This window comes from Chromobacterium sp. ASV23 (assembly GCF_016428945.1).
GTDB lineage: Bacteria > Pseudomonadota > Gammaproteobacteria > Burkholderiales > Chromobacteriaceae > Chromobacterium > Chromobacterium sinusclupearum.
The window spans coordinates 1-24,196 of sequence record NZ_JAELTR010000058.1 but is presented as its reverse complement, the minus strand read 5'-3'; the positions used below and the strand labels follow the sequence as shown (position 1 = coordinate 24,196).

Annotated in this window: 25 protein-coding genes and 2 pseudogenes; 13 read left to right on the top strand and 14 right to left on the bottom strand. The window is 63.1% G+C overall.

What is annotated here, in order from left to right:
* The coding region (locus JHD59_RS18365; protein ID WP_199155291.1) for an arylesterase at positions 1-405 on the top strand (405 nt) is incomplete at its 5' end.
* A 107-nt stretch (positions 406-512) separates the two neighbouring features.
* Entirely contained in the window at positions 513-1,760 is a 1,248-nt protein-coding gene (locus JHD59_RS18360) for an MFS transporter (RefSeq protein WP_199155290.1), read from the top strand.
* Between the two features lie 83 nt (positions 1,761-1,843).
* Here the strand turns inward: JHD59_RS18360 and JHD59_RS18355 are convergent, their stop codons facing one another.
* From JHD59_RS18355 to JHD59_RS18335, 5 genes are all read right to left on the bottom strand, one after another.
* Positions 1,844-2,458: a peroxiredoxin gene (locus JHD59_RS18355; protein WP_103316601.1), complete on the bottom strand. Its 615-nt coding sequence runs from the start codon at positions 2,456-2,458 to the stop codon at positions 1,844-1,846.
* 211 nt (positions 2,459-2,669) lie between these two features.
* Positions 2,670-2,939, bottom strand: a complete 270-nt coding sequence (locus JHD59_RS18350) for a hypothetical protein (protein ID WP_103316603.1) — start codon at positions 2,937-2,939, stop codon at positions 2,670-2,672.
* 190 nt (positions 2,940-3,129) lie between these two features.
* Complete coding sequence (gene aspS / locus JHD59_RS18345; RefSeq protein WP_103316605.1) at positions 3,130-4,923, bottom strand: aspartate--tRNA ligase; 1,794 nt, start codon at positions 4,921-4,923, stop codon at positions 3,130-3,132.
* Positions 4,924-5,000: 77 nt separating this feature from the next.
* Entirely contained in the window at positions 5,001-5,678 is a 678-nt protein-coding gene (locus tag JHD59_RS18340; protein ID WP_103316607.1) for a DUF502 domain-containing protein, read from the bottom strand.
* On the bottom strand, positions 5,678-5,932 hold the full coding sequence (locus tag JHD59_RS18335) for an FmdB family zinc ribbon protein (RefSeq protein WP_199155289.1): 255 nt from the start codon (positions 5,930-5,932) through the stop codon (positions 5,678-5,680). Before JHD59_RS18335 ends, JHD59_RS18340 begins: the two co-directional genes overlap by 1 nt.
* A gap of 225 nt (positions 5,933-6,157) precedes the next feature.
* On the opposite strand from JHD59_RS18335, the gene fabI reads away from it, so the two are divergent.
* Genes fabI through JHD59_RS18320 form a run of 3 tightly spaced genes read left to right on the top strand, consistent with a single transcriptional unit; the run spans position 6,158 to position 9,046 of the window.
* Positions 6,158-6,955, top strand: coding sequence for an enoyl-ACP reductase FabI (fabI, locus tag JHD59_RS18330; RefSeq protein WP_223253553.1), 798 nt, complete (start codon positions 6,158-6,160; stop codon positions 6,953-6,955).
* Between the two features lie 10 nt (positions 6,956-6,965).
* Positions 6,966-7,898, top strand: a complete 933-nt coding sequence (locus tag JHD59_RS18325; RefSeq protein WP_103316610.1) for a phosphate acetyltransferase — start codon at positions 6,966-6,968, stop codon at positions 7,896-7,898.
* The gene (locus JHD59_RS18320) at positions 7,895-9,046 is read left to right on the top strand and encodes an acetate/propionate family kinase (protein WP_199155288.1); all 1,152 of its coding nucleotides are present in this window, start codon (positions 7,895-7,897) and stop codon (positions 9,044-9,046) included. Before JHD59_RS18325 ends, JHD59_RS18320 begins: the two co-directional genes overlap by 4 nt.
* 270 nt (positions 9,047-9,316) lie before the next feature.
* Here the strand turns inward: JHD59_RS18320 and JHD59_RS18315 are convergent, their stop codons facing one another.
* Complete coding sequence (locus JHD59_RS18315) at positions 9,317-9,730, bottom strand: tol-pal system YbgF family protein (protein WP_199155287.1); 414 nt, start codon at positions 9,728-9,730, stop codon at positions 9,317-9,319.
* Between the two features lie 168 nt (positions 9,731-9,898).
* Complete coding sequence (rpsT, locus tag JHD59_RS18310) at positions 9,899-10,162, bottom strand: 30S ribosomal protein S20 (protein ID WP_043627589.1); 264 nt, start codon at positions 10,160-10,162, stop codon at positions 9,899-9,901.
* Positions 10,163-10,293: 131 nt separating this feature from the next.
* On the opposite strand from rpsT, the gene murJ reads away from it, so the two are divergent.
* From murJ to JHD59_RS18295, 3 genes are all read left to right on the top strand, one after another.
* Entirely contained in the window at positions 10,294-11,829 is a 1,536-nt protein-coding gene (gene murJ / locus JHD59_RS18305) for a murein biosynthesis integral membrane protein MurJ (protein ID WP_199155286.1), read from the top strand.
* A gap of 130 nt (positions 11,830-11,959) precedes the next feature.
* Positions 11,960-12,793 carry an NADPH-dependent 7-cyano-7-deazaguanine reductase QueF gene (gene queF / locus JHD59_RS18300; RefSeq protein WP_199155285.1) on the top strand — a complete coding sequence of 278 codons (834 nt, stop codon included), beginning with the start codon at positions 11,960-11,962 and terminating at the stop codon, positions 12,791-12,793.
* Positions 12,794-12,998: 205 nt separating this feature from the next.
* Complete coding sequence (locus JHD59_RS18295; RefSeq protein ID WP_103316618.1) at positions 12,999-13,526, top strand: DUF2165 family protein; 528 nt, start codon at positions 12,999-13,001, stop codon at positions 13,524-13,526.
* Between the two features lie 48 nt (positions 13,527-13,574).
* On the opposite strand, the gene JHD59_RS18290 is transcribed toward JHD59_RS18295, so the two are convergent.
* Positions 13,575-14,252, bottom strand: a complete 678-nt coding sequence (locus JHD59_RS18290; protein WP_199155284.1) for a pseudouridine synthase — start codon at positions 14,250-14,252, stop codon at positions 13,575-13,577.
* Positions 14,253-14,404: 152 nt separating this feature from the next.
* Here JHD59_RS18290 and JHD59_RS18285 point away from each other — a divergent pair, with 152 nt between their 5' ends.
* Positions 14,405-15,112 (top strand): alanyl-tRNA editing protein, encoded by a 708-nt coding sequence (locus JHD59_RS18285; protein ID WP_199155283.1) that lies wholly within the window; start codon positions 14,405-14,407, stop codon positions 15,110-15,112.
* A 48-nt stretch (positions 15,113-15,160) separates the two neighbouring features.
* Here the strand turns inward: JHD59_RS18285 and dtpA are convergent, their stop codons facing one another.
* Together dtpA and JHD59_RS18275 are read right to left on the bottom strand one after the other, a co-directional pair.
* The gene (dtpA, locus tag JHD59_RS18280; protein WP_103316623.1) at positions 15,161-16,648 is read right to left on the bottom strand and encodes a dipeptide/tripeptide permease DtpA; all 1,488 of its coding nucleotides are present in this window, start codon (positions 16,646-16,648) and stop codon (positions 15,161-15,163) included.
* Positions 16,649-17,095: 447 nt separating this feature from the next.
* The gene (locus JHD59_RS18275) at positions 17,096-18,016 is read right to left on the bottom strand and encodes a LysR family transcriptional regulator (protein ID WP_103316723.1); all 921 of its coding nucleotides are present in this window, start codon (positions 18,014-18,016) and stop codon (positions 17,096-17,098) included.
* Between the two features lie 118 nt (positions 18,017-18,134).
* Between JHD59_RS18275 and lysA the strand changes: the two genes are divergently transcribed.
* Entirely contained in the window at positions 18,135-19,367 is a 1,233-nt protein-coding gene (gene lysA, locus JHD59_RS18270) for a diaminopimelate decarboxylase (protein ID WP_199155282.1), read from the top strand.
* A gap of 66 nt (positions 19,368-19,433) precedes the next feature.
* Here the strand turns inward: lysA and JHD59_RS18265 are convergent, their stop codons facing one another.
* Positions 19,434-19,751, bottom strand: a complete 318-nt coding sequence (locus JHD59_RS18265; RefSeq protein WP_103316626.1) for a BON domain-containing protein — start codon at positions 19,749-19,751, stop codon at positions 19,434-19,436.
* A 212-nt stretch (positions 19,752-19,963) separates the two neighbouring features.
* Here JHD59_RS18265 and JHD59_RS18260 point away from each other — a divergent pair, with 212 nt between their 5' ends.
* Positions 19,964-21,214, top strand: a complete 1,251-nt coding sequence (locus tag JHD59_RS18260; RefSeq protein ID WP_199155281.1) for a murein transglycosylase A — start codon at positions 19,964-19,966, stop codon at positions 21,212-21,214.
* A 29-nt stretch (positions 21,215-21,243) separates the two neighbouring features.
* Here JHD59_RS18260 and JHD59_RS18255 read toward each other — a convergent pair whose 3' ends face one another.
* The 3 genes from JHD59_RS18255 to JHD59_RS22865 all read right to left on the bottom strand — a co-directional run bounded on the left by JHD59_RS18255 (position 21,244) and on the right by JHD59_RS22865 (position 23,593).
* Positions 21,244-22,158 carry a DUF3667 domain-containing protein gene (locus tag JHD59_RS18255; protein WP_103316628.1) on the bottom strand — a complete coding sequence of 305 codons (915 nt, stop codon included), beginning with the start codon at positions 22,156-22,158 and terminating at the stop codon, positions 21,244-21,246.
* A gap of 213 nt (positions 22,159-22,371) precedes the next feature.
* Positions 22,372-23,151, bottom strand: coding sequence for a thioredoxin family protein (locus JHD59_RS18250; RefSeq protein WP_199155280.1), 780 nt, complete (start codon positions 23,149-23,151; stop codon positions 22,372-22,374).
* Positions 23,152-23,347: 196 nt separating this feature from the next.
* Positions 23,348-23,593: a hypothetical protein gene (locus JHD59_RS22865; RefSeq protein WP_233164381.1), complete on the bottom strand. Its 246-nt coding sequence runs from the start codon at positions 23,591-23,593 to the stop codon at positions 23,348-23,350.
* A gap of 37 nt (positions 23,594-23,630) precedes the next feature.
* Between JHD59_RS22865 and JHD59_RS22860 the strand changes: the two are divergent.
* Positions 23,631-23,813, top strand: a pseudogene (locus tag JHD59_RS22860) (contractile injection system protein, VgrG/Pvc8 family); the annotation flags it as partial.
* A 33-nt stretch (positions 23,814-23,846) separates the two neighbouring features.
* Positions 23,847-24,196: pseudogene (locus tag JHD59_RS22855) on the top strand (IS5 family transposase); the annotation flags it as partial.

Genomic DNA, 24,196 nt, shown 5'->3' with positions numbered 1-24,196 from the left:
GGTGAAACCAGCGCCGGCGGCCTGTCCCGGCTGCCAGATGCGCTGTCCCGCCACAAACCCGACGTGCTGGTGCTGGAGCTGGGCGCCAACGACGGCCTGCGCGGCCTGCCGATGGCCGAGATGCGACGCAACCTGCAGCGGATGATAGACCTGGCGCGCGCGCGCAAGATCCAGGTGCTATTGGTGGGCATGGCGCTGCCACCCAACTATGGCCCCCGTTACGGCACCGAGTTCCGCGCGGTGTATCACGATCTGGCCAAAAGCAACCGCCTGGCCTACGTACCGCTGCTGGTCGCCGGTTTCGCCGGCGATTTGTCCGCCTTCCAACCCGATGGCTTGCATCCGCGCGCCGAGATGCAGGCCACCATGATGCGCACGGTGAAGGCAAAACTGCCAGTGAAATAATTCTGCAAACCGGTTGACTGGATATTGTTTTAAATGAAATATAATTCTTTAGCATAATTAAATCGCCCTCCGCGTCCCGCCCCGCCGGACGCGCGGCCCCATTCGCCATGCCCACCACCTTAAGCCGCATGTTGCGCCCCTACCGCGGCCTGCCCGCCAGCGTCTACGTCCAAATCGTCTGCAGCTTCGTCAACAACGTCGGCGGCATGTCCAAGCTGTTTCTGCCGCTGTACCTGCGCGAAAACTACCAGTTGCCGTACAGCCAGATCGGCCTCTTGATGGCCTTCTACGGCATGGGCATGCTGGCCGGCTCATTCAAGGGCGGCAGCCTGACCGACCGCTTTGATAGCCGCAAGCTGGCCGTCATGGCGCTGACCCTATCCGGCCTGTGCATGCTGCTGCTGGCGCTGCAGCTGCCGGTATGGCTGTTCATGCCCTTGCTGGTCCTGTCCGGCATGGCCGATGGGGGTTTCAAGCCGATCAACCAACGCCTGGCCCTGGAGCCTTGCGCGCCGCAGCAGCGACCGGTGGCGCAAGGCATGCTGCGCGTGGCCTACAACCTGGGCGTGGCCATCGCCGGCATCGTCGCCGGCTTCATCGCCGCCTGGGGTTACCAATGGATCTACGTCGCCAATGCGGCCTGCACGCTGCTGGGTGCGCTCTGGATGGCGTGGTCTTACCGGCGGCTCGGCGAGCAGGCGCGTCCGCGCGCGGCGCAGCGAGCCGAAGAGGATGCCGATCTTCCCGGCCCCTGGAACGACAGGATGTTTCTGCGCGTCATCGCCTCGCTGATTCTGGTTACGCTGGTCTTCGATCAGATGTATGTGACGTTGGGTCTGTTCCTGCGTGAGCACTACCAGCTTGGCCCGCAATGGATAGGCTATCTGTTCACCATCAACGGCCTGATGGTGGTGGGGCTGCAAATTCCGATCAGCCGCCGCATCCTGCGCTGGGGCGTGGCGCGCTGCATCCAGCTGGGCGCGCTGCTGACCGGCTTCGCCTTCCTGTGGCTGAACGCGGGGCAAGGCCCCATCTGGGCCATCCTGATGACGATCACCCTGACCCTGGGCGAATTGCTGCTCTCGCCCACCTATTCCCAGCTGGTGATGCACCGTTCGGAAGGCCGGCTGCGCGGCAGCTATCTGGGCCTTTACAACGCGGCCTGGAGCGGGCGCTCGCTGATCGCGCCGGCGCTGGGCACCTTTCTATACGGCCACGTCGGCGGCCCTGCGCTGTGGTGGCTGTGCGCGCTGGCCGTTTGTTGCAGCGCGGCCCTCCAGCACGCGCCGCTGCGGCGCATGCTGCGGCCGTCGGAATGCGGAGCAAGCGGACAGCAGGCCTTCAAAAGCGGCTGAGCCGGGCGGAAGCAGGCTTAGAATGACAAACCCCGCCGGCTTGCGCGGGCGGGGTTCTGGACAGATCCGGCGTCAAACGCGGATTACAGGTCCTTGGCGTTCTCGGCCAGGTAGGAAGCCACGCCTTCGGCGGACGGCTTCATGCCCTTCTTGCCCTTGTTCCAGCCAGCCGGGCACACTTCGCCGTGCTCTTCGGTGAATTGCAGCGCGTCAACCATGCGCAGCATTTCATCGACGTTGCGGCCCAGCGGCAGGTTGTTGACAACCTGGTGCTGCACCACGCCGGAGCGGTCGATCAGGAAGGAGCCGCGGAAGGCCACGCCGCCATCGGCTTCAACATCGTAAGCCTTGCACAGGTCGTGCTGGATGTCGGCCACCAGGGTGTAGCCAACTTGGCCGATGCCGCCCTTGTCGACCGGGGTGTTGCGCCATGCGGCGTGGGTGAATTGGCTGTCGATGGACACGCCGATCACTTCCACATTGCGCTTCTTGAACTCTTCCAGACGGTGGTCGAAAGCGATCAGCTCGGACGGGCACACGAAGGTGAAGTCCAGCGGGTAGAAGAACACCACGGCGTACTTGCCGGCGGTAGCTTGCTTGAAGGAGTAGTTGTCAACGATCTCGCCATTGCCCAGCACGGCGGAAAAAGTCTTTTCACCTGCGAAGAACGGGGCTTGCTTGCCAACGAGTACGGCCATGTGGATCTCCTTAAAGGTCTTGGTATGACAGCGCATCCCGGAATCGGGCATCCTGAACGCGCGGCGGATTGCGAAGCTTTATAAAGCACCGCGCCCAGGCCCGGCAAATTGTAAATCGATATCGTGACGATAAAGTTTTGCAATGGGCGCAGGGCCAGCCAACTGTTGTCAGATGGGGCCTTTGCGCCGAAGTTTCAAGCTCGGCCCGTTTTTAGTTCTTCTCGCGCAGGTGATGGCTGTGGCTGGCGTCCAGGTTCAGGCCATACACCTCTTTCAGCTGGCGGATCTTGGCCAGCGACTCCTCGCCGAACGGCGTTTTGCCATCGAAGGCATGCAGCACGATGCCTTCCAGCAGGTCGCCCAGCGAAATGTCATGGTACTCCGCCATGCCCTTCAGCACCTTCAGGATGCGCTTCTCGATCTTGACCCCGGTTTGGGTCCGTTCCACCAGGATGTCTTTCACTTCGCTCTGTTGCGCCATTGCCCTCTCCAATCTTATCCATGTACATAAACACAAATTTATTTTACACATGTACATGGGTAATTTAAAGAAAAAAAAACGGACAGCATGCTGTCCGTTCTCGATAAGGCATTTACCGCCGGCCTGGCGTAGGGCAGAAGCCGGCTCAGCCGGCGTTCCGCCATCTCATCGCAGGCCCCCACCCGGTCAATCAGGCAGTCGGCTCGGCCTTCTGGCGCAGGCGCAGGTTCAGCTCGCGCAGCTGCTTGTCGTCCACCGCGTTCGGCGCGTTGGTCAGCAGGCACTGGGCGCGCTGGGTCTTGGGGAAGGCGATCACGTCGCGGATCGATTCCGCGCCGCACATCAGCGTCACCAGACGATCCAGGCCGAAAGCCAGGCCGCCGTGCGGCGGCGCGCCGAACTTCAGGTTGTCCAGCAGGAAGCCGAACTTGTTCTGCTGCTCTTCCGGGCTGATCTTCAGCGCGCCGAAGACCTTCTCCTGGATGTCAGCGCGGTGGATACGGATGGAGCCGCCGCCGATTTCCCAGCCGTTCAGCACCATGTCGTAGGCGCGGGCCAAGCACTTGCCCGGATCGGTGGCCATCAAGTCCTCGTGGCCCGGCTTCGGGCTGGTGAACGGATGGTGGCAGGCGGTCCAGCGGTCTTCTTCCTCATCGTGCTCGAACATCGGGAAGTCCACCACCCACAACGGGCGCCATTCCTTGACGAAGTAGCCGTTTTCCAAGCCGTGCTCGTGGCCGATCTTGATGCGCAGCGCGCCGATCGCCTCGTTCACCACCTTGGCCTTGTCAGCACCGAAGAAGATGATGTCGCCGTTTTGCGCGCCGGTGCGCTCGATGATTTCCTTCAGGCCATTGGCCGACAGGAATTTCACGATCGGGGACTGCAGGCCTTCTTCGTTCAGCTTGGTGACGTCGTTGACCTTGATGTAGGCCAGGCCCTTGGCGCCGTAGATGGCGACGAACTGGGTGTAGTCGTCGATTTCCTTGCGGCTGAAGGACGCGCCGTTCGGCACGCGCAGGGCCACCACGCGGCCGTTCGCCATGTCGGCGGCGCCGCGGAACACCTTGAACTCTTCCGACTTCATCACGTCGGTCAGTTCGGTGAATTTCAAGCTGACGCGCATGTCCGGCTTGTCGGAGCCGTAGTAGAACATCGCGTCGGCGTAGGTCATGCGCGGGAATTGCGGCAGCGTCACGCCCAGCACGTCCTGGAAGATTTCCTTGGTCATGCCTTCGGTGATGTCCATGATCTCGTCTTCGTTCAGGAACGAGGTTTCGATATCGATCTGGGTGAATTCAGGCTGACGATCGGCGCGCAGGTCTTCGTCGCGGAAACACTTGGTGATCTGGTAGTAGCGGTCGAAGCCGGCCACCATCAACAGCTGCTTGAACAGCTGCGGCGATTGCGGCAGCGCGAAGAACTCGCCCGGATGCACGCGGGACGGCACCAGGTAGTCGCGCGCGCCTTCCGGCGTGGAGCGGGTCAGCATCGGGGTTTCGATGTCGATGAAGCCCTGCTTGTCCAGGTGGTTGCGCACGCCCATCGCCACCTTGTAGCGCAGGCGCAGGTTCTTCTGCATCGCCGGGCGGCGCAGGTCGATCACGCGGTTGGTCAGGCGGACGTTTTCCGACAGGTTCTCGTCGTCGATCTGGAACGGCGGCGTGGCCGCGGCGTTCAGGATTTCGATTTCCTTGGCCAGGATTTCGATCTCGCCGGAGATCATCTTGCTGTTGGCGGTGCCGGCCGGACGCTCGCGCACGATGCCGGTGATGGACAGCACATACTCGCCGCGGCTGCTGTCAGCCAGCTTGAACGCTTCCGGGGTGTCCGGATCGATCACCACCTGCACCAGGCCCTCGCGGTCGCGCAGGTCGATGAAGATCACGCCGCCGTGGTCGCGGCGACGATGCGCCCAGCCTTTGACGGTCACGGTTTGACCGAGGTATTTCTTGTCGATAAGTCCGCAGTAATCGGTACGCATTGGGTAAACCTTTTTATTGAATCCTTGAAGCTCCCCTGGGGGAGACGGCGTGATTAGGGGCTAGACAGGGTGACGGCCTAGCCCTGCCGATTATGTTCGTCGTTGAGGCGCGGACGCTGAGCCTGCGGCGGCGGGTTCGGCACCACCACGCCCATCGAGATGACGTACTTGAGCGCCTCGTCGACGCTCATGTTCAGGTCGCGGGTGTCGCTGCGCGGCACCACGATGAAGTAGCCGGAAGTCGGGTTAGGCGTGGTCGGCACATAGACGCTGACCAGCTCCTCGCCGTCTTCGGCGCACTGCAGGATTTCCTGGGCCGGCGTGCCGGTCTGGAAGGCCACGCTCCAGGCATTCTGGTGCGGCCAGCGCACCAGCAGCGCGTTCTTGAAAGCGTTGCCGGAATCAGACAGCAGCGTGTCGCTGACCTGCTTGACGCTGTTGTAGATCGAGCTGACCACCGGCGTGCGCGACAGCAAGCCATGCCAGAAACCCACCAGGCGGCGGCCCAGCACATTGGCGGCCAGCATGCCAGTGCCCATCACCACCAGCACGGCGAACACCACGCCCAGGCCGGGTATGTGCATGCCGAACACCGCCTCCGGCCGCCACTCTTGCGGCAGCAGCGTCAGCGTCTGGTCCAGCGATCCGATGATCAGGTTCAGCACCCAAAGGGTGATCGCCAGCGGCAGCCAGATCAGCAGGCCGGCGATCAGGTAACCCTTCAGGGTCATCTTGATTTGAGGAGAGACCGACATCAGTCGCAACCGCAGCCGGCGCCGCAGCTATGGCCGCCGGTGCTGGGCGTGCTGCTGGAAGCGCTGGACGAGCCGCCCTTGAAGTCGGTGGCATACCAGCCGGAACCCTTCAGCTGGAAGCCGGCTGCGGACAGCTGCTTGTGATAGTCCGCGCTGCCGCACTCCGGACAGGCCGCTACCGGCGCATCGCTCAGTTTCTGCAGATGTTCCTTGGCGACGCCGCAGGCGCCGCAACGATATTCATAGATCGGCATAGCTTTACTTTCCCGCCAATTGACCACAATGGCATAATACGCATTATTGCTGCACCGCACCACATCCGGAACTAAACTCCAGACAGGGGTGACACAGGTACAGATGCGGTCCGCCGCCCGAAACTTCAAGCGCGCCGCAAACCGATGATTATATCCAACTGAAACGGCAATACAAAAAACACTTTCACATCATCCTGCTGCTGCAACGCTCTCCCGGAGGTCTACATGGTTTACCAAGAAGGTCAGATGGACAGCATCCGCAACATTCTCGCCGGCAAGAAAGGCCTGATCGTCGGCATCGCCAACGAAAACAGCATCGCCTACGGCTGCGCCAATGTGCTACACCAGCTCGGCGCCCAATGCGCCGTCACCTACCTGAACGACAAGGCCGAGAAGTACGTTCGGCCGCTGGCTGAAGGCTTGCAATCGCCGCTGATCCTGCCGCTGGATGTCGAGCAGCCGGGCCAGTTGCAGAAAGTGTTTGCCGAAATCGAGCGCACATGGGGCTCGCTGGATTTCATCATCCATTCCATCGCTTACTGCCCGGCCGAAGACCTGCACGGCCGCGTCACCGACTGCTCGCTGGAGGGTTTCCAGCAGGCGATGCGCGTGTCCTGCTATTCCTTCATCGAAATGGCCCGGCTGGCCGAACCCCTGATGAAGAACGGCGGCAGCCTGATCACCATGAGTTACTACGGCGCCGACAAGGTGGTGGAGCACTACAACATCATGGGACCGGTCAAATCCGCGCTGGAGAGCGTCAGCCGCTACCTGGCCAACGAGCTCGGCCCCAAGCGCATCCGCGTGCACGCGGTGTCGCCCGGCCCGCTGAAAACGCGCGCCGCCTCCGGCATCGCCCATTTCGACCAACTGATCGAGGACGCCATTTCCCGCGCGCCGCAAAACCGGCTGGTGGAAATCGAAGAAGTCGGCATGACTTGCGCCTTCCTGATCTCCAACGCCGCCAGCGGCCTCACCGGCCAGACCATCTACGTCGACGGCGGACAACACATCAAGGCTTGAGGAGAGCGGCATGATTCACGATACCCACGCATTTGACGACATCGTACAACAGGCGCGCGCCTTCGGCCCGCTGCCGATGGCCGTGGCCCATCCCTGCAGCCGCGAGGCGCTGCTGGGCGCGGTGGAAGCCGCCGACAACCAGATCGCCACCCCCATCCTGGTGGCGCCGCTGGCCAAGCTGAAGAAGCTGGCAGACGAGCTGGAAGTGGACCTCCGGCGCTTTGAATGCATAGACGTCGAACACAGCCACGCCGCCGCCGAGCGCGCGGTGCAGCTGACACGCGAAGGCTACGCCGACATTTTGATGAAGGGCAGCCTGCACACCGATGAATTCATGAGCGCCGCGCTGGCGCGCAACACCGGCATCCGCACCGACCGCCGCATCAGCCATGTCTGGGTCATGAAGGTGGAAAGCTATCCGCGCTACCTGTTCATCACCGACGCGGCCGTCAACATCGAGCCGGACCTGATGACCAAGCGCGACATCTGCCAGAACGCCATCGACCTGACCCACGCCCTGGGCATCGCCCTCCCCAAGGTGGCCATCCTGGCCGCGGTGGAAACCATCAACCCGGACATGCAAGCCACGCTGGACGCCGCCGCGCTGTGCAAGATGGCCGATCGCGGCCAGATCACCGGCGCCATCCTCGACGGCCCGCTGGCCTTCGACAACGCCATCTCCAAGGAAGCGGCGGACAGCAAGGGCATCGTGTCTCCCGTGGCCGGCGACCCGGACATCCTGCTGGTGCCCAATCTGGAAGCCGGTAATATGCTGGGCAAGCAGCTGACCTATCTGGCGCAGGCCGCCTCCGCCGGCATCGTGATGGGCGCGCGCGTGCCCATGGTGCTGACCAGCCGCGCCGACGACGCCAGCGGCCGCCTGGCCTCCAGCGCCATCGCCAGCCTGCTGGCCCACAACCGCCGACAGGGAGGACGCTCATGAACCGATGCCTGCTGGCCATCAACGCCGGTTCGGCCACGCTGAAGTTCCGCGCCTTTTCTTCCGATGGGCAGACCCTGCTGGCGCGCGGCATGGTGGATCGTTTCGGCAGCAAGGAAGCCCGGCTCGCGCTGGCCGACGCCAATGGCCAGCCGCTGGCCGAACGCGGCTTGGCCGACGACGGGCACGTCTCCGCGCTGGCCGCGGTGCTGAACAGCCTGGCCGACCAAGGCCTGGAAGCGCGCGCGGTGGCCCATCGCGTGGTGCACGGCGGCAGCCGTTTCCGCCAGCCGGTTCGCGTCGATACAGAAGTACGAGCGGCGCTGGACGACTACATCGCGCTGGCGCCGCTGCACCAGCCGGTGAGCCTGGAAGTGATAGACGCATTCAGCCAGCTGGATGCGCGCTTGCCGCAAATCGCCTGCTTTGACACCGCCTTCCACATCACCCAGCCGGTAGTGGCCACCCGCTTCGGCATCGCCCGCCACTGGCATGAGGAAGGGGTGCGCCGTTACGGCTTCCACGGCCTGTCCTATGCCGCCATTGCCAGGAGATTGCCGGAGTTGGGCCTGGCCCATGCCAAGGTGGTAGTCTGTCACCTGGGCAGCGGCGCCAGCGCCTGCGCCATCGAATCGGGCAAAAGCATCGCCTCCAGCATGGGTTTTTCGGCAGTGGACGGTTTGATGATGGGCAGCCGCCCCGGCTATATCGATCCGGAAGTGATTCTGTACTGGCAGGAACATGAGGGCATGGGCGTGCAGGACGTGCGCCGCGAGCTGTACAAGAACTCCGGGCTATTGGGCGTGTCCGGCATTTCGGCCGATATGCGCGAGCTGCTGGCCAGCGAGCTGCCGGCGGCGCGCGAGGCGGTGGAGTTGTTCTGCTACCGCGCCGCGCGCGAGGCGGCCAGCCTGGCCTGCGCGCTCAAGGGACTGGACGCGCTGATCTTCACCGCCGGCATAGGCGAGCACTCGGCCGAAGTGCGCGCCCGCGTCCTGCAGCAGCTGTCTTGGCTGGGCTTCGAGCTGGACCACGCCGCCAACCTGGCGCACGCGCGCCGACTCACCACCGCCGGCAGCCGCCTGCCGGCCTATGTGCTGCCCACCGACGAAGAAGGCGAAATGGCCCGCCAGGCCGCTCCGCTGCTGTAAATCCCGCGCGTCCCCTCTCGGCATGCCGCTAGCCGGCATGCCGCCTTTTGCCCAATGATGCTTTGCGCCGGCCCGAAGCAAACAGCCAGGCTAGGGTCTGTTAACGTTTGCTGAGCGGTCGCGCCGGAGCGCATTTCACGGCGAATCGAGGCGTTTCGCGCGCCGCATAGTCATTCTCTGCCAGTGCGGAACAACGAAGAGTCGGCGCGAAAGGCGCCCGGCCCTGCGAGTTTGGCCGCTTTGGGCCGCCCATGACTGGCGGCGATGCCGTCAGCGGCTCAGTTCGGCGCGGTACTTGTCTTCCTCATCCTCGAATACCTCGTCGCCGCCCAGCAAGAACGCTTGCTTGAGCAGCTCGCGCGCGACGTCGGGGCGGCCCAGTTCCAGCTCGCACTGGCCCAGGCGCAACAGGATGAAGGGATTTTCCGCGCCCTGCGGGCACTGCCGGGCCTGCTCCAGCGCTTGCCGGCCATTTTGCCATTCGCCCATCTGGAAATAGGTGTCGCCGATGGCAGTCAGCAGCCAGGTCGCCGCCTCCCACCGCTCCACTTGCGGCGGCAGCAGCTCAAAAGCCTGCAGATAACGGTCTAGCGCGGCATCGAATGTGCCCTGGTCGAACAACGCGTCGCCTTCGTCAAGCAGGGCCTGGATGGGTTCGTGCAGTATGGAAGGCAAGGCGGTCATCTCGAGTATCCCGAATCAACAATGAAAAAAGGCCGGTCCATGGCGGCGGCCTTGGCTGCCACCATCATATCGCAGCCCGGCCAGGCGCGCGATTTTAGCGGCGCCAGAAACACAAAAGGCCCCGCGTTGCGGAGCCTTTGCGTATTCTTTATCAGCCTGGGCTGAAGATCAGGCCATAGCCTTGATCTGAGCGGACAGACGGCTCTTGTGACGAGCAGCCTTGTTCTTGTGGAACACGCCCTTGTCAGCAATGCGGTCGATCACTTTTTCGGAAGCGTGGAATACTACCTTAGCGGCAGCCTTGTCACCGGCTTCGATTGCCTTGAGCACTTTCTTAACTGCGGTACGGAACGCAGTACGCAGGCTGGCGTTGTGCGCGCGCTGCTTAAGGGCTGTGCGTGCACGCTTGCGAGCTTGTGCGCTGTTAGCCATGAATCTTTCTCCTGATAGCGGAATCTGAAACCCGCGATTCTAAGCCCTAAACACAGGTTTTGCAACAAGAATCCGGCCGGCGTAAACTAGCGGGCTTGCTCAATCCGCCTCTCGTTGTACGACAGAACAAAATGAACCTGCTCAAGGCCCTGGCTGCAGTCAGCAGCATGACCATGGTGTCGCGTGTGCTCGGCCTGGTGCGCGACACGCTCGTCGCGCGCATCTTCGGCGCCGGCATGTCCGCCGACGCCTTCAACGCCGCTTTCAAGATTCCCAATATGCTGCGGCGCCTATTCGCGGAGGGCGCTTTTTCGCAGGCTTTCGTGCCTATTCTGGGCGAATACAAGCAAAACAAGACGCATGAGGAAACGCGCGAGTTCGTCGCCAAAGTCACCGGCGTGCTGGGCTCGGTGCTGTTGCTGGTCACCGCCATCGGCATGCTGGCGGCGCCGGCCATCATGTGGATCTCGGCGCCGGGCTTCTACCGCGAGCCGGCCAAGGCCGCCTTGTTCGCCGACATCCTGCGCGTCTCTTTCCCGTATATTTTCTTCATCTCGCTGTCGTCTATGACCGGCAGCGTGCTCAATAGCTGGGGAAAATTTTCCATCCCGGCCTTCACACCCACCTTCCTGAACCTCAGCTTCATCGTGTTCGCGCTGGCCTTCACCCACTACTTCCACCCGCCCATCATGGCGCTGGCCTGGGCGGTGTTCGTCGGCGGCCTGATCCAACTGGTGTGGCAGCTGCCCTTTCTGAAGCAGATCGGCATGCTGGCCAGGCCGATCTTCGATTTCCGCGACCCGGCGGTGTGGCGGGTGATCCGGCAGATGGGCCCGGCCATCTTCGGCGTGTCGGTGGCGCAGATTTCCTTGCTGATCAACTCCACCTTCGCCTCCTTCCTGCCCACCGGCAGCGTATCGTGGATGTATTACGCCGACCGGCTGATGGAGTTTCCGTCCGGCGTGCTGGGCGTGGCGCTGGGCACCATCCTGCTGCCCTCGCTGTCCAAACACGCCGCCAGCAAATCCGACGCCGAATTCAGCGTGCTGCTGGACTGGGGCATCCGCCTGTCGCTGCTGCTGGCAGTGCCGGCCACGGTAGGTCTGGGCCTGCTGTCCGGCCCGCTGCTCTACACCATGTTCATGTACGGCAAATTCACCGCGCACGATGCCTGGATGTCGCAGCAGGCGGTGATCGCCTACTCCTTCGGCCTGCTGGGCCTGATTCTGGTCAAGGTGCTGGCGCCGGGCTTCTACGCGCGCCAGGACATCAAGACGCCGGTGCGCATCGCGGTGAAGACGCTGATCGCCACCCAGATCATGAATTTGGCCTTCGTCTTTCCGCTGAAGCACGCCGGCCTCGCGCTGTCCATCGGCCTGGCCTCCTGCATCAACGCCGGCCTGTTGATGTACACCTTGCGCCAGCGCGGCATCTACCGGCCGGAACCGGGCTGGCGCAGCTTCCTGCTCAAGCTGGCCGCCGCCATCCTGGCGATGGCGGCGGCGCTGCTGGCCTGCCAGTGGTGGCTGCCGATAGATTGGCACGGCCACGCCTGGCTGCGGGCGCTGTGGCTGCTGCTGCTGGTCGGCGTCGGCGCGATGGTTTATTTCGCCACGCTGTTCGCGCTGGGCTTCCGCCCGCGCCATTTCATGCGGCGCGAGATGTAACATGCTTTTGCCACGAACAGCGTCCCTCATATTGGAAGCGGCCACGTTGCGGACAAGACGTCAGCGCCATGTCCTTTTCATGCCCGTTCGTGGGTTGCGTGGCGAAAACCGTTTTTAGAAGGCGTATACGATGCAAAACCTCACCCCCGAACACTCGCCGCTGGGCAAGACCGTCAGCTACCAGGACCAGTACGATCCTTCCCTGCTGTTTCCGATCGCGCGCCAGACCAAGCGCGAGGAGATAGGCGTGGAGGAAGCCGCGCTGCCGTTTGCCGGCATCGATATCTGGACCGGCTTCGAATTGTCCTGGCTGAATCCGCGCGGCAAGCCGCAGGTCGGCATCGCCACTTTCCGCATCCCGGCCGCCAGCCCGCGGCTGATCGAGTCCAAATCGTTCAAGCTGTATCTGAACAGCTACAACCAGACACGCATGGACAGCGTGGACGCGCTCGCCACCCAACTGGCGCGCGACCTGTCCGAAGCCGCCGGCGCCGAGGTGGACGTCAGCATCGCGCTGCCGCCGGCCTTTGCCGCCGAGCAAGTGCGCGAACTGGCCGGCGAGTGCCTCGACGATCTGGACATCGCGGTGGACAACTACGCGCCCTGCCCCGAGGTCTTGAAGGCCGACGCGACGGAGATCGTCAGCGAAACCCTGTGCAGCAATCTGTTGAAGTCCAACTGCCTGGTCACCGGCCAGCCGGACTGGGGCAGCGTGTCCATCCGCTACACCGGGCCCAAGATAGACCGCGAGGCGCTGCTGCGGTATTTGATCGGCTTCCGCCAGCACAACGAGTTCCATGAGCAATGCGTGGAGCGCATCTTCGTCGACGTGCTGCGCGCCTGCGCGCCGACGCAGCTGACCGTCTATGCCCGCTATACCCGCCGCGGCGGCCTGGACATCAATCCCTGGCGCAGCAATTTCGAAGCCGCGCCGCAGGACAACGTCCGCACCGCACGCCAATAAGGGCCGCTCACAAAACCTCGTTAGAGAACCTGAGCCAAGGCGCGCCGACGCAGACAGTACAAATCGTACGACAAGGAGGCGCAACGCAGGATCAGGGGTTTGGTTAGCGGGTCTAAACGCAAGCGGGGCCCTGCTATCCCGCTTGCTTTATTTCCTCATCATTGATATCCATGCCAATCCAAACCTTGGACATAAAAGGATAGCGATGAAAACCACCCCGCACCTGTTCGCCCAACGCCTGAGCAAGGCGCTGCTCGCGCTGTCCATCGGCCTGTTCGGGCTGATGGTGGCCAGCGGCAACCTGCTCGACTACGACTCCAATTGGCAGTTTGTCCGCCACGTGCTGAGCATGGACACCATGCAGCCGTGGTTCCACGGCGACGCGCTGCGCGGCCGCGCCATCCACAGCGAAGCCATTCAACGCCTAGCCTACGCCGCCATCATCGCCGGCGAACTGGCCGTCGGCCTGCTGTGCGCCGCCGGCGGCGCCATGCTGCTGCTTGCGCTGCGTCCCACGGGCCGCATCTGGCTGCCGCGCGGCAAAGCCTGCTTCACGCTGGGCGCTACGCTGGCCATCCTGGTCTGGCACACCGGCTTCGCGGTCATAGGCGGCGAATACTTCGCGATGTGGGCCAACCAGTTCAACGGCCAGTTCAGCGCCTACGCCTTCACCGGCATTGCGCTGTTGGCGCTGATCTATGTGAATCAGCCGGAATCGTCGGCCGATGAATAGAAAAAGCCGCATCCTTCACAGATGCGGCTTTGACGATTGCGCTCTTCATCAGAACGGCGGCGGCGCCTCGAACTCCATTTCCTCAAACGTCACCGGGTGGCGCAATACCAGCCGTGATGCGTGCAGCAGCAGCCGGTCGGCCTTGGCCAGCGCCTCCGGCGGGGCGTAGATGTCGTCGCCGAGAATCGGATGGCCGGATTCCAGATGCAGCATGTGCATGCGCAGCTGGTGAGCGCGGCCGGTCAGCGGATCCAGCTCCATGCGGCTGACGTTGCGCGAGGTGTCACGCAGGATCACCCGGTAGCGGGTGATGGCTTCCTTGCCCTCGTTGAAGTCCACCTTCTGCCGCGGCCGGTTCGGCCAATCTATGATCAAGGGCAGGTCTATGATGCCGCTATTGCTTTCCACAATGCCGTCCACCACCGCGATATAGCGCTTCTTGACCTTGCGATCCATGAAGGCGATGGACAGCGCGCGCTGCATTTCCGGGCCGCGGCCCATCACTACCAGGCCGGAAGTGTCCATATCCAGCCGGTGCACCGTTAGCGCGTCGGGGTAGGCTTTCTGCGCGCGGCTGATCAGGCAGTCAGCCTTGTCTTCGCCGCGCCCGGGCACCGACAGCAGCCCGCTGGGCTTGTCCAGCACCAGCATGCAGTCGTCGACGTAGACAACGTTGAGGCCGGTATCCGGCGGCGGATTGTAGTGTTCCAGATTATGTCTTTGCATCGTAAAGCGGCTTTAAAAATCGATTGGCGGCGATTATCGGCGTTAAATCCTTGCCCGACAAGCTGTTACCGTCGATTGCGCGCGACGCTGTCACTTGAAATCGCCCGGGTTCGCCATCAATCTGTCATGACAACAACAGACAAGGACGTATCATGCCGGAACAGTTCTACCAAGACCCGTACCAAACCCGCCTCGCCACCCGCGTGCTGCGCCACGACGACGCCGGCCTGGTGCTGGAGGATACCCTGTGCTACCCGCTGGGCGGCGGCCAGCCGGGCGACAGCGCCACGCTGACGCTGGCGGACGGCGCGACGCTGCGCATCGCCGACACCCGGCGCGACCGCGAAACCCGCGCCATCCTGCATCAGACCGAAGGCGACGTCCGCCTCATCCCCGGAACCGAAGTCACGCTGGACCTGGATTGGGACCGCCGCTACCGCCATATGCGCATCCACACTTGCATGCACCTGCTGGGCGTGGTGATCAAGGCCGGCGTCACCGGCGGCAACATGACGGCCGAGTCTGGCCGGCTGGACTTCTCGCTGCCCGAGGGCATGGAGCTGGACAAGGAACAGATCGAGGCCGAAGTGAACCGGCTGGTGGCAGCCGATCTGCCGGTTACGGTGAGGATGACCAGCGGCGAAGCGCTGCAGGCGCAACCGGAGCTGATCCGCACCATGTCGGTGACGCCGCCCTTGCATCTGCCGGAAATCCGCCTGATCGAGATCGAGGGCGTGGACTTGCAGCCCTGTGGCGGCACTCACCTGGCGCGCACCGGCGAAGTGGGCCGTGTCAGGGTGAAGAAGATCGAGAACAAGGGCGCGCGCAACAAACGCGTGGTGCTGGAGCTGGTGGATTAAACAAAAACGGGGACCGCATGGTCCCCGTTGATTTACTGGTACGTTGGCTTAGCGCGCGTCCAGCGCCATTTCGTGCTCCGGATGCGCCGGTTTCTCGTCCAGCGTCATGCGATGCAGCCACGGCGCGATGAAGATGGTCAGCACAGCGATCACGCCGGTCACCACCCCGATTTGGGTGAACACGCGGCTATAGATTTCCAGGGTAACCAGCGGGTCGGTCACATTGTCCGGCGCGGCGGTCAGGCTGGCTACCTTGCCGGCGATCACCGACGACGCGGCCGAAGTCAGGAACCAGGCGCCCATGATGAAGCCCATCAGGCGCTGCGGCACCAGTTGCGCCACCATGGCCAGGCCCAGGCCGGAAATCAGCAATTCGCCGATACTTTGCAACAGATAGCTCAGCACCATCCAGTTGGACGACACCATGCCCTGGGCGTTGGCGTACTTGGCGCCCAGCGGCAGCACCAAGAAGGCGCAAGCGCACAGCACCATGCCGATGGCGAACTTGTGCGGCATGGGCAGGCGGTTGCCCAGCTTGTTGTAGCAGATGGCGAGCAGCGGACTGGCCAGCATGATCCAGAACGGGTTCAGCGACTGGAACTGCTCCGGCTGCACCGGAATGCCAAACAGCGTGTGCTCGGTATTGTGGATGGCGAAGAAGTTCAGCGACAGCGGCATCTGGTTGTACAGCACGAAGAACACCGTCGCCTGCAGCATCAGGATGGCGGCCACGATCATCTTCTTGCGGTCCGCGCCCTTCAGCAGCAGGGTCTCCTTGACGAACAGCCCCACCACGCCGATGGACAGCACCGCCAGCACCACATTGGCGATGATCTCGTGCTTCAACAACAGCGCGGCCAACAGGCAGGCCACCACCACGCCGGCCAGCACCGCCAGCCAGGTGCTCAGTTTCGGCGTGCGGAAATCCGCCTCGGAACCGTATTCCTTGACCCAGCCGCGCAGCAGCAGGAAGTTGGCCACGGTGATCAGCATGCCGACCACCGACAAGGCGAAGGCGTGAGCGTAGCCAAACTGGTCGGCCAGCCACGGCGTGGCCAGCATGGACAACAGCGAGCCGACGTTGATCGCCATGTAATACATGGTGAAGGCGCCGTCCAGCCGCGGATCGTTCTCCTCATAGCACTTGGACAGCAGCGACGAAGGATTGGCCTTGAACAAGCCATTGCCGACGGCAATGGTGCCCATGCCCAGATACAGCAGGCTGATCTGGTCGGCCGACGCGGTCACCATGGCGTAGCCCGCGGTCAGCACCAGCGCGCCCAGCAGGATGGTGCGGCGGGTGCCCAGCACCTTGTCGCCCAGCCAGCCGCCAACCGACACCAGGCCGTACACCATGGCGATGAAGGCGGAGAACAGCGTGAAGGACTCGACCTCGCGCAGGCCAAGCTCCTTAACCAGATAAACAGCCAGAATGCCTTGCAGGCCGTAAAAGCCGAAACGTTCCCAAAACTCGATCGAAAAGATCAGATAAAACGGCTTGGGTTGCCGCAAGGGGTTGAGCGCGCTTTGCGTCATGACGGGTTCCTTGTGAAATCAGAACTGCTGCGGACCCAGGAAATTCCTGATGGCGAGACGGCGGATGGACAGCGCGGCACGCGCCAGCCAAAGCCAGTCGCGCGGGGTGAGACAGACAGTGGTCACTACTGGAAATGAGGCTAATTTGCAGTTATCACGCCGCAAGTCCATGCAAATTCATGACCTTGCCGCAACATTGATAGCATTCAGAAACTATTGATGAAGCAAGTTCGGCTTGCTGTCAAATCACTTGACGCAATACAGCCCCATTCATGACAAGGGCAAAGCACAGAATATGAAGAAAATCTTACATACAGACAACAATCACGAAGATATCTGCATGTGAAATATTTAAATGCTAACAATTAAAATATTTTGCAATTTAATTGCAAATACAACCTCAAAAGGAATGTGCTTCGATTGCGCCGGCCATCAGCCGGCGCAAGCTCACCGCGCCAGCACGGCCTCCAAGCGTCGCCCCACTTCCGCCACCTCCCGGCGCAGGCAATCGATGAACAGCCCCGGCAACGCCGAAGCGGGGCGGAACTGCGGCAACACCAGCCGCAGCGCAAACGGAATCGACGCCTCCAGCGGCCTGGCCACCAGCCCCGTCCCGGCTTCGGCCAGCGCAGTCAGCGGATTGACGATGGCCACGCCCAGCCCCTGCCGCACCAGGGCGCACACCGCCGCCGCGCTATGGGTGGACAGCTGCAGCCGGCGGCGCACCCCGGCCTCGGCGAACCAGGCGTCGACCTGCTGGCGGTAAGGATCGCTGGGCGCCAGGCTGACGAAGGGCAAATCGGCGAAGTCCTGCGCCGTCAGCCGCCGCTTGGCCGCCAGCGGATGCCCGGCCGGCATCACGCACAGCTCGTCTCCCTGCCACAGCGGCAAAATCTGGCAACCGGCCGGCGCCTGGTCCTGCTCGATCAGACCCAGATCGAAACGCTGCGCCGCCAGCCACTCCTCCAGCCACGGCGACTCCTGCGGACTGATGTCCACCCCCACCTCCGGCAGACGTTGCAGAAAGCGCCCGCAAGCCGCCGGCAACAAAGTCTGGGCGAACACCGGCAAACAGGCGATGGCCAGCTGCCCCCCGGAAAACTGGCGGATGGCCGCGGCGCTGCTGACGATGCGCTCCAGTCCGACAAAACTCCGCTCTACCTCGGCGAACAGCTGCAAAGCCTGCTGGGTGGGCCGCAGGCGGCCGTGGCCACGCTCGAACAGGGTTAGCTCCAATAGCTGCTCGCAGCGCGCCAGCTCGCGGCTGACCGTGGGCTGCGAGGTATGCAGCAGCCGCGCGGCGCCGCTGACGCTGCCGGACGTCATCACGGCTCGAAACACCTCGATGTGGCGCAGATTGATCGCCATCTCTTCCTCCATGCGAAGTCATGGCCATATCAAAAATGAAAGCCATATCGACATAATTCTATTTTATTTTTGTACGAATTAGCCGGATCATGGTCTGACATCCACAGGAAAGCCCTGCATGCGCCCCTTCGACAACCGCCAACTCGCCGCCATCGCCCAACAGTACGGCTCGCCGCTATGGGTCTACCACGCCGACACCATCCGCAGCCGCATCGCCGAGCTGAAGGCCTTCGACACCATACGCTATGCGCAGAAGGCCAACTCCAACACCCACATCCTGCGGCTGATGCGCGCGGAAGGCGTGAAGGTGGATGCGGTATCGCTGGGGGAGATCGAGCGCGCGCTGGCCGCCGGCTACCGCGCAGGCGGCGATGAGCCGTCCGACATCGTCTTCACCGCCGACGTGCTGGACCGCGCCACCCTGGACAAGGTGGTCGAGACCGGCATTCCGGTGAACGCCGGCTCCATCGACATGCTGCGCCAGCTGGGCGAGCGCTCGCCAGGCCATCCGGTCTGGCTGCGCATCAACCCCGGCTTCGGCCATGGCCACAGCCAGAAGACCAATACCGGCGGCGAAAACAGCAAACACGGCATCTGGCATGAAGACTTGCAGCAGGCGCTGCAAGCGGCGCAGGCGCATGGCCTGAAATTGATCGGCGTCCACATGCACATCGGCTCCGGCGTCGATTACGGCCATCTGCGACAGGTGTGCGGCGCGATGGTGGACCTGGTGGCGCGACTCGGCTGCGATATCGAGGCCATCTCCGCCGGCGGCGGCCTGTCCATCCCCTACCGCGACGGCGACGCCCGCATCGATACCGCCCATTACTTCCAGTTGTGGGATGCCGCCCGGCAACGCATCGCCGAACAGCTGGGCCATCCCGTGCGGCTGGAAATCGAGCCGGGCCGCTTCCTGGTGGCGGAATCCGGCGCGCTGCTGGCCGAGGTGCGCGCCGTGAAAAACATGGGCAGCCGCCATTTCGTGCTGGTGGACGCCGGCTTCAACGACCTGATGCGGCCGTCGCTATACGGCAGCTACCACCATATCAGCGTGCTGGACGCGCGCGGGATGGAGAAAAGCGGCCGCATCGACACCGTGGTGGCCGGCCCGCTGTGCGAATCCGGCGACGTCTTCACCCAACAGGAAGGCGGCACCGTGGAAACCCGGCCGCTGCCGCCGGCGCAAGTCGGCGACCTGATGGTGTTCCACGACGCCGGCGCCTACGGCGCGACCATGTCGTCCAACTACAACAGCCGCCCGCTGTTGGCCGAGGTGCTGGTCGATGGCGACGCAGCGCGGTTGATCCGCCGCCGCCAGACCATGGCGGAACTGCTGGCGCTGGAAGCCTGAACGCTCAATGCAAAGAAGCCGGGCATCGCCCGGCTTCTTCGCACATTCCCTCGCCCAACAGCAGGATCAGCTCTTCTGTTCCATCTTGTTGATGACGAACTTCACTCCCGGCACCTTTTCAGCGATCTGGCCAGCCTTGAACATCTGCTGGTCATCGGTCATCGGGCCCTCGATGGTCACCTCTGCCTTGCTGCTGCTCACCTTCAGATCCAAGGCTTTCAGTTCCTGATCCGCATCCAGAGCCTGCTTCACGGAGACCGCCAATTCCGCATCGGTCGGCGCAGCCACGGCGGCGGCGGCATCTGCATAGGCAGCCTGCACGGCGAAAGTGCCAGACACGGCCAGGGCAGCCAGCAGCAGGGTACGGCTTGCAAGGTGTTTCATCATTTTCTCCAATTTCTCGCGACAAATGTCCAAGGCCACGACCCGCCATGCCAGCGGATCACACGGAATACCGCCATGTTAACGGGGAAACTTTTCAGTTTTGTTGCGACTCAATGACATCACACTAAACACGATGCCGGCGCGACACGCTCCCCGACGCGCGGGTTACAATCAACTGAACCACCCAATGACAGGGCCCAGAGCCTCGAAGCATGAAGCAGAAACCGTTCTTGAAAAGCTGGCCATTGTGGCTGATGCTGCTGACACTGGCCGGCTGCGGCACCACCCCGCCGCGCACCGGCACCACGACATCCCCGTCCACCGCCTCCAGCGCCAGTCCGGCCGCGCTGCCCAACTGGAATAGCCAGGCCCTGGGCGATACCCTGCAGGGCCTGCAGCAAAGCTGCCGCACCCTGCAGAAAAAACCGTCCTGGAGCGGCGTTTGCCGCGAAGCCGGCACGCTGCCGGCCAGCGATGCCGACGCGGTGCGCCGTTTCTTCGAAAACCGTTTCACCGCCTGGAAATTGCAGGACGGCGGCCGCGACAGCGGCCTGATCACCGGCTATTACGAACCGCTGCTCAACGGCAGCCGCACCCGCTCCGAGCGCACGCCCTGGCCGGTTTACGGCGTGCCGCGCGACCTGGTCAGCGTGGACGTACCGATGAGCCAGCGCAATCGCGGCACGCTGCGCGCCAAGCAAACCGGTCCCAACCGGCTGACGCTGGCCGCCAATGGCAATATCGAGATCAATCCGGCCGACTTCGCCGCCGATCCGCGCGGCATCCGCCTGAAGGGGCGCTTGTCCGGCTCGCGGCTGGTGCCGTATTTCACCCGCGGCCAGATCAACCAGGGCAGCATCGCCGGCAGCGCGCCGGTGATCGCCTGGGTGGAAGACCCGGTGGAGCTGTTCTTCCTGCAAGTTCAAGGCTCCGGCCGCATCCAGCTGGACGATGGCAGCTTCCTGCACGTGGGCTTTGCCGACCAGAACGGCTATCCCTATCAGTCGATAGGAAAATGGCTTGTGGACAAAGGCGAGATGACGCTGTCCGACGCCTCGATGCAGGGCATCAAGGATTGGCTCGCGCGCAATCCGCAGCGCCGCGACGAGCTGCTGTCGGTCAACCAGAGCTACATCTTCTTCAAGCCGCTGTCCGGCGACGACGGCGGCCCGGTCGGCGCATTGGGCGTGCCGCTGACCGGCGGTTACAGCATCGCCGTCGATCCGCGCTACATCCCGCTGGGCGCGCCGATCTACCTCGCCACCACCTGGCCGCACTCCACCGAACCGCTGGTGCGGCTGGTGCACGCCCAGGACACCGGCAGCGCCATCAAGGGCGCGCTGCGCGCCGACCTGTTCTGGGGCTATGGCACCGAGGCTGGCATGTACGCCGGCCGCATGAAGCAGCAAGGCAGCATGTGGCTGCTGCTGCCCAAGGGGCTGACCCCCACGTCCGCGCTATGATCAAACGGGGCCTCGGCCCCGTTTTCTGCCTAAAGCGACACCAGCACCAGCACCGCCATCCCCAGACACACCAGCACGGTGTAGATCAACAGCAAACCCAGCGTCCGCAAAGCCACCGCGAACTTGCCGCCGCCGTAGACCCGCCGCTGCGCCAGCCACAGATATACCGGCGTCCCGGCAAAAAACAGCCCGGCGGAAACCGTGGGCAAGACCAAGCCCAGACACAGCACCAGGAACAGCCAGGCGTGGAAATGCAGGGTAAACACCAGATGCATGCCATACACCCGGTGCCGGCCGAAATACGCCAACAGCAGCAATAAAGCGAACAGCGGCATCAGGCCGAACAACACGTATGGCGCGTGGCCACGCAGCGAATGCATCAACTCGGCGTTGGCCTCTTCCGGCTGCTCGCGGAATCTCTTGAAATCCTTGCCCAGATGATCGCCCCAGCGCTTCAGCCAGAGGTCGGACAGCTTGTTGCCGGTGTGCACGGTTACCGAGCCGTTGCCCGCATCGGCCAACAGCAGATCGCCTAATACTGCCCGCGCCTCTGGATCGCTTGCCGCGGCTTTGGACAAGGCAGGCTTCGGAAGCGATGGATCAGAATTGTCAAAATGCACCATCGTTCCGCCCGCCAATCCAATCAGCACGAAAAAGATGAAACTGACGGTCAGATAGAGCTGGAACGGCTTGACGTAACGCTGGCGCCGCCCCAACAGATATTCCTCGGTCAAACGGCCCGGCTGCGCCAGCAGCAGCCACAAGCTGCGCGTCAACGCGCCTTCCAGGCTGACATAGTGATGCAGATATTCATGAATGAACTCCCACAAAGTGGGAATTTCGATATGGGTCTTCTGGCCACACTCCGGGCAGAAACGGCCGCAGACCGGATGATGGCAATTGGCGCAATGCTCCGGTTTGCTCACATGGCGATACTTGTTCATCGGTGGATGAGGAAAAGGGGAAACCCCGATCTTAGCCAGCCGCGCCAATCATGCCAATAACATTTTTCATCAGAACTATCTTGCCGTATCCGCGCGGTGCCAATCGGGCACCAGGCAGACAATATTCCTGCGTACTGATTGACGCCGAGACGGTTGACCTTTATTGAACGGGCGCATTTTTCGACGAATCGAGCCACACTGCGCGCCGCATCGTCACCCTGCCGCGCACGGCGCCGCCACCGCTTGAATCGTCCTGCCAGCCTTATCCTCGAGCCAGGCCGCCGCCCCACTGAACGCCGCCCGCTGCCCCGGCGCGAACGCCAGATGCCGATGGATGCGGGCAGTCTTGCCCGACAGCGGCAGCGGCCCATCCAGCACCCGTACCACCGCGTCGTGCCGCAGCAAGCGCCCCGCGTTTTCGCCTGCCGCCACCTGGCTTTGCAGATGGTTCTCATACAGCGCGAGCATCAGCTGCGGCGACGCGGGCGCGCCAGGCAGCAACGAAACCTCGATATCGACATCGATCCCCTCCCCCGCGGGCGTCAGCGCCAGCCGCAAGGAGGCCTGCGCGACGCCGGGCGACAACTGGCCGCGCAGACTGCCGTAGCTGCCAGCCGACCAGTCCTGGCCGTTCAAGCGCAACTGAGGGGTATAGATCAAGTCACTGCCGGCCCGCGCCGCCAACTCGCGCTGCCGCCGCGAATAAGCCGGGTTGGCGAAACGGTCGCGCCAACCCAAGCCATCCCAGTAATCGACATGAAACGCCAACGGCACCAGTTGCCGCAAACCGATGCCCGCCGCTCCCAGCCCGGACAACCAAGCGTCGGCAGGCGGACAGCTGCTGCAGCCCTCAGAGGTGTACAACTCCAGCAGCGAGACCTGGCTTGCCGCCGCCGACTCGCTCTGCCCGCGGCAAGACTGCGCGGCGTCAACCTGGGCCATCGCCCCCAGCCCCCCCAATAAACCCGCAACCACATAGCAAAAATGTCGCATCGCCGCTCCCTTTCCGACCGCATCGATGTCCATTAGTCGAACGGCAAGCCTGTTGCTGACGGACAAATACAAAAAAGCCGCCATGCATGCGCATGACGGCTTTTGAATTCTGGTGGCCCCGATCTTCCTCCAGTATTGATTAGCACACGTCTGTAGACGCCCGAATAGCACTTCGTACCCTCTTTGGAGGGTATTTTTATTTGGGAATCGGATGGATTTGAACGCACTGCTGGCCAGTTTCGCCTACGCTTTTGGCCAAGATCGACGGGTATTGACTTTGCGGCTGGGCACCGGGCAGATCGCCGCCGAGCAGTTGCTGACGCTGAGCCTGCAGGCAGAAGAGTGTCTGTCCCAACCTTACCGCTACACGCTGACCTGTTTGTCGCCGGATACCCATGTCGAACTGAAGTCGCTGCTGGGCCAGCAGGCGCGCATCGCGCATCGAGGATGCGGCGGGCGGCGAGTCTATCCGCTGCGGCGTGGTGAGCGAGGCCAGGCTGGCCGGTGCCGATGGCGGCTTCGCCAAGTACGAACTGACCATCGAGCCGCCGTTCGCGCTGCTGCGTCACCGTCGCACTTCGCGCGTGTTCCAGGATCTGACGGTGCCGGACATCATCCAGCAGATCCTGTCCGAACATCAGCAGAGCAACCCGGCCTTCGCCCGGGTGCAGACGCTGTCCATCCAGGTACAGCCGGCCCAGCTGCGCGTCTACTGCCTGCAGCAGTGGTACAGCCTGTCCGATCCGGCCATGGAGGAAAGCCTGTACGAGATCGCCTCCATGCGCCAGTTCGCCGGCCTCTCCCTGGATACCATCCCGGACGAAACCACCCTGCTGAACTTCCGCCATCTGCTGGAAAAGCACCAACTGACCCACGCCCTGTTTGCCGCCATCGACTAGCATCTCTGCGACAAAGGGCTGATGTTGAAGCAAGGCACCATCGTCGATGCCACCCTGATCCACGCGCCCAGCTCCACCAAGAACGCCCAGGGCGAGCGCGATCCGGACATGCATCAAACCAGGAAGGGCAATCAGTGGTACTTCGG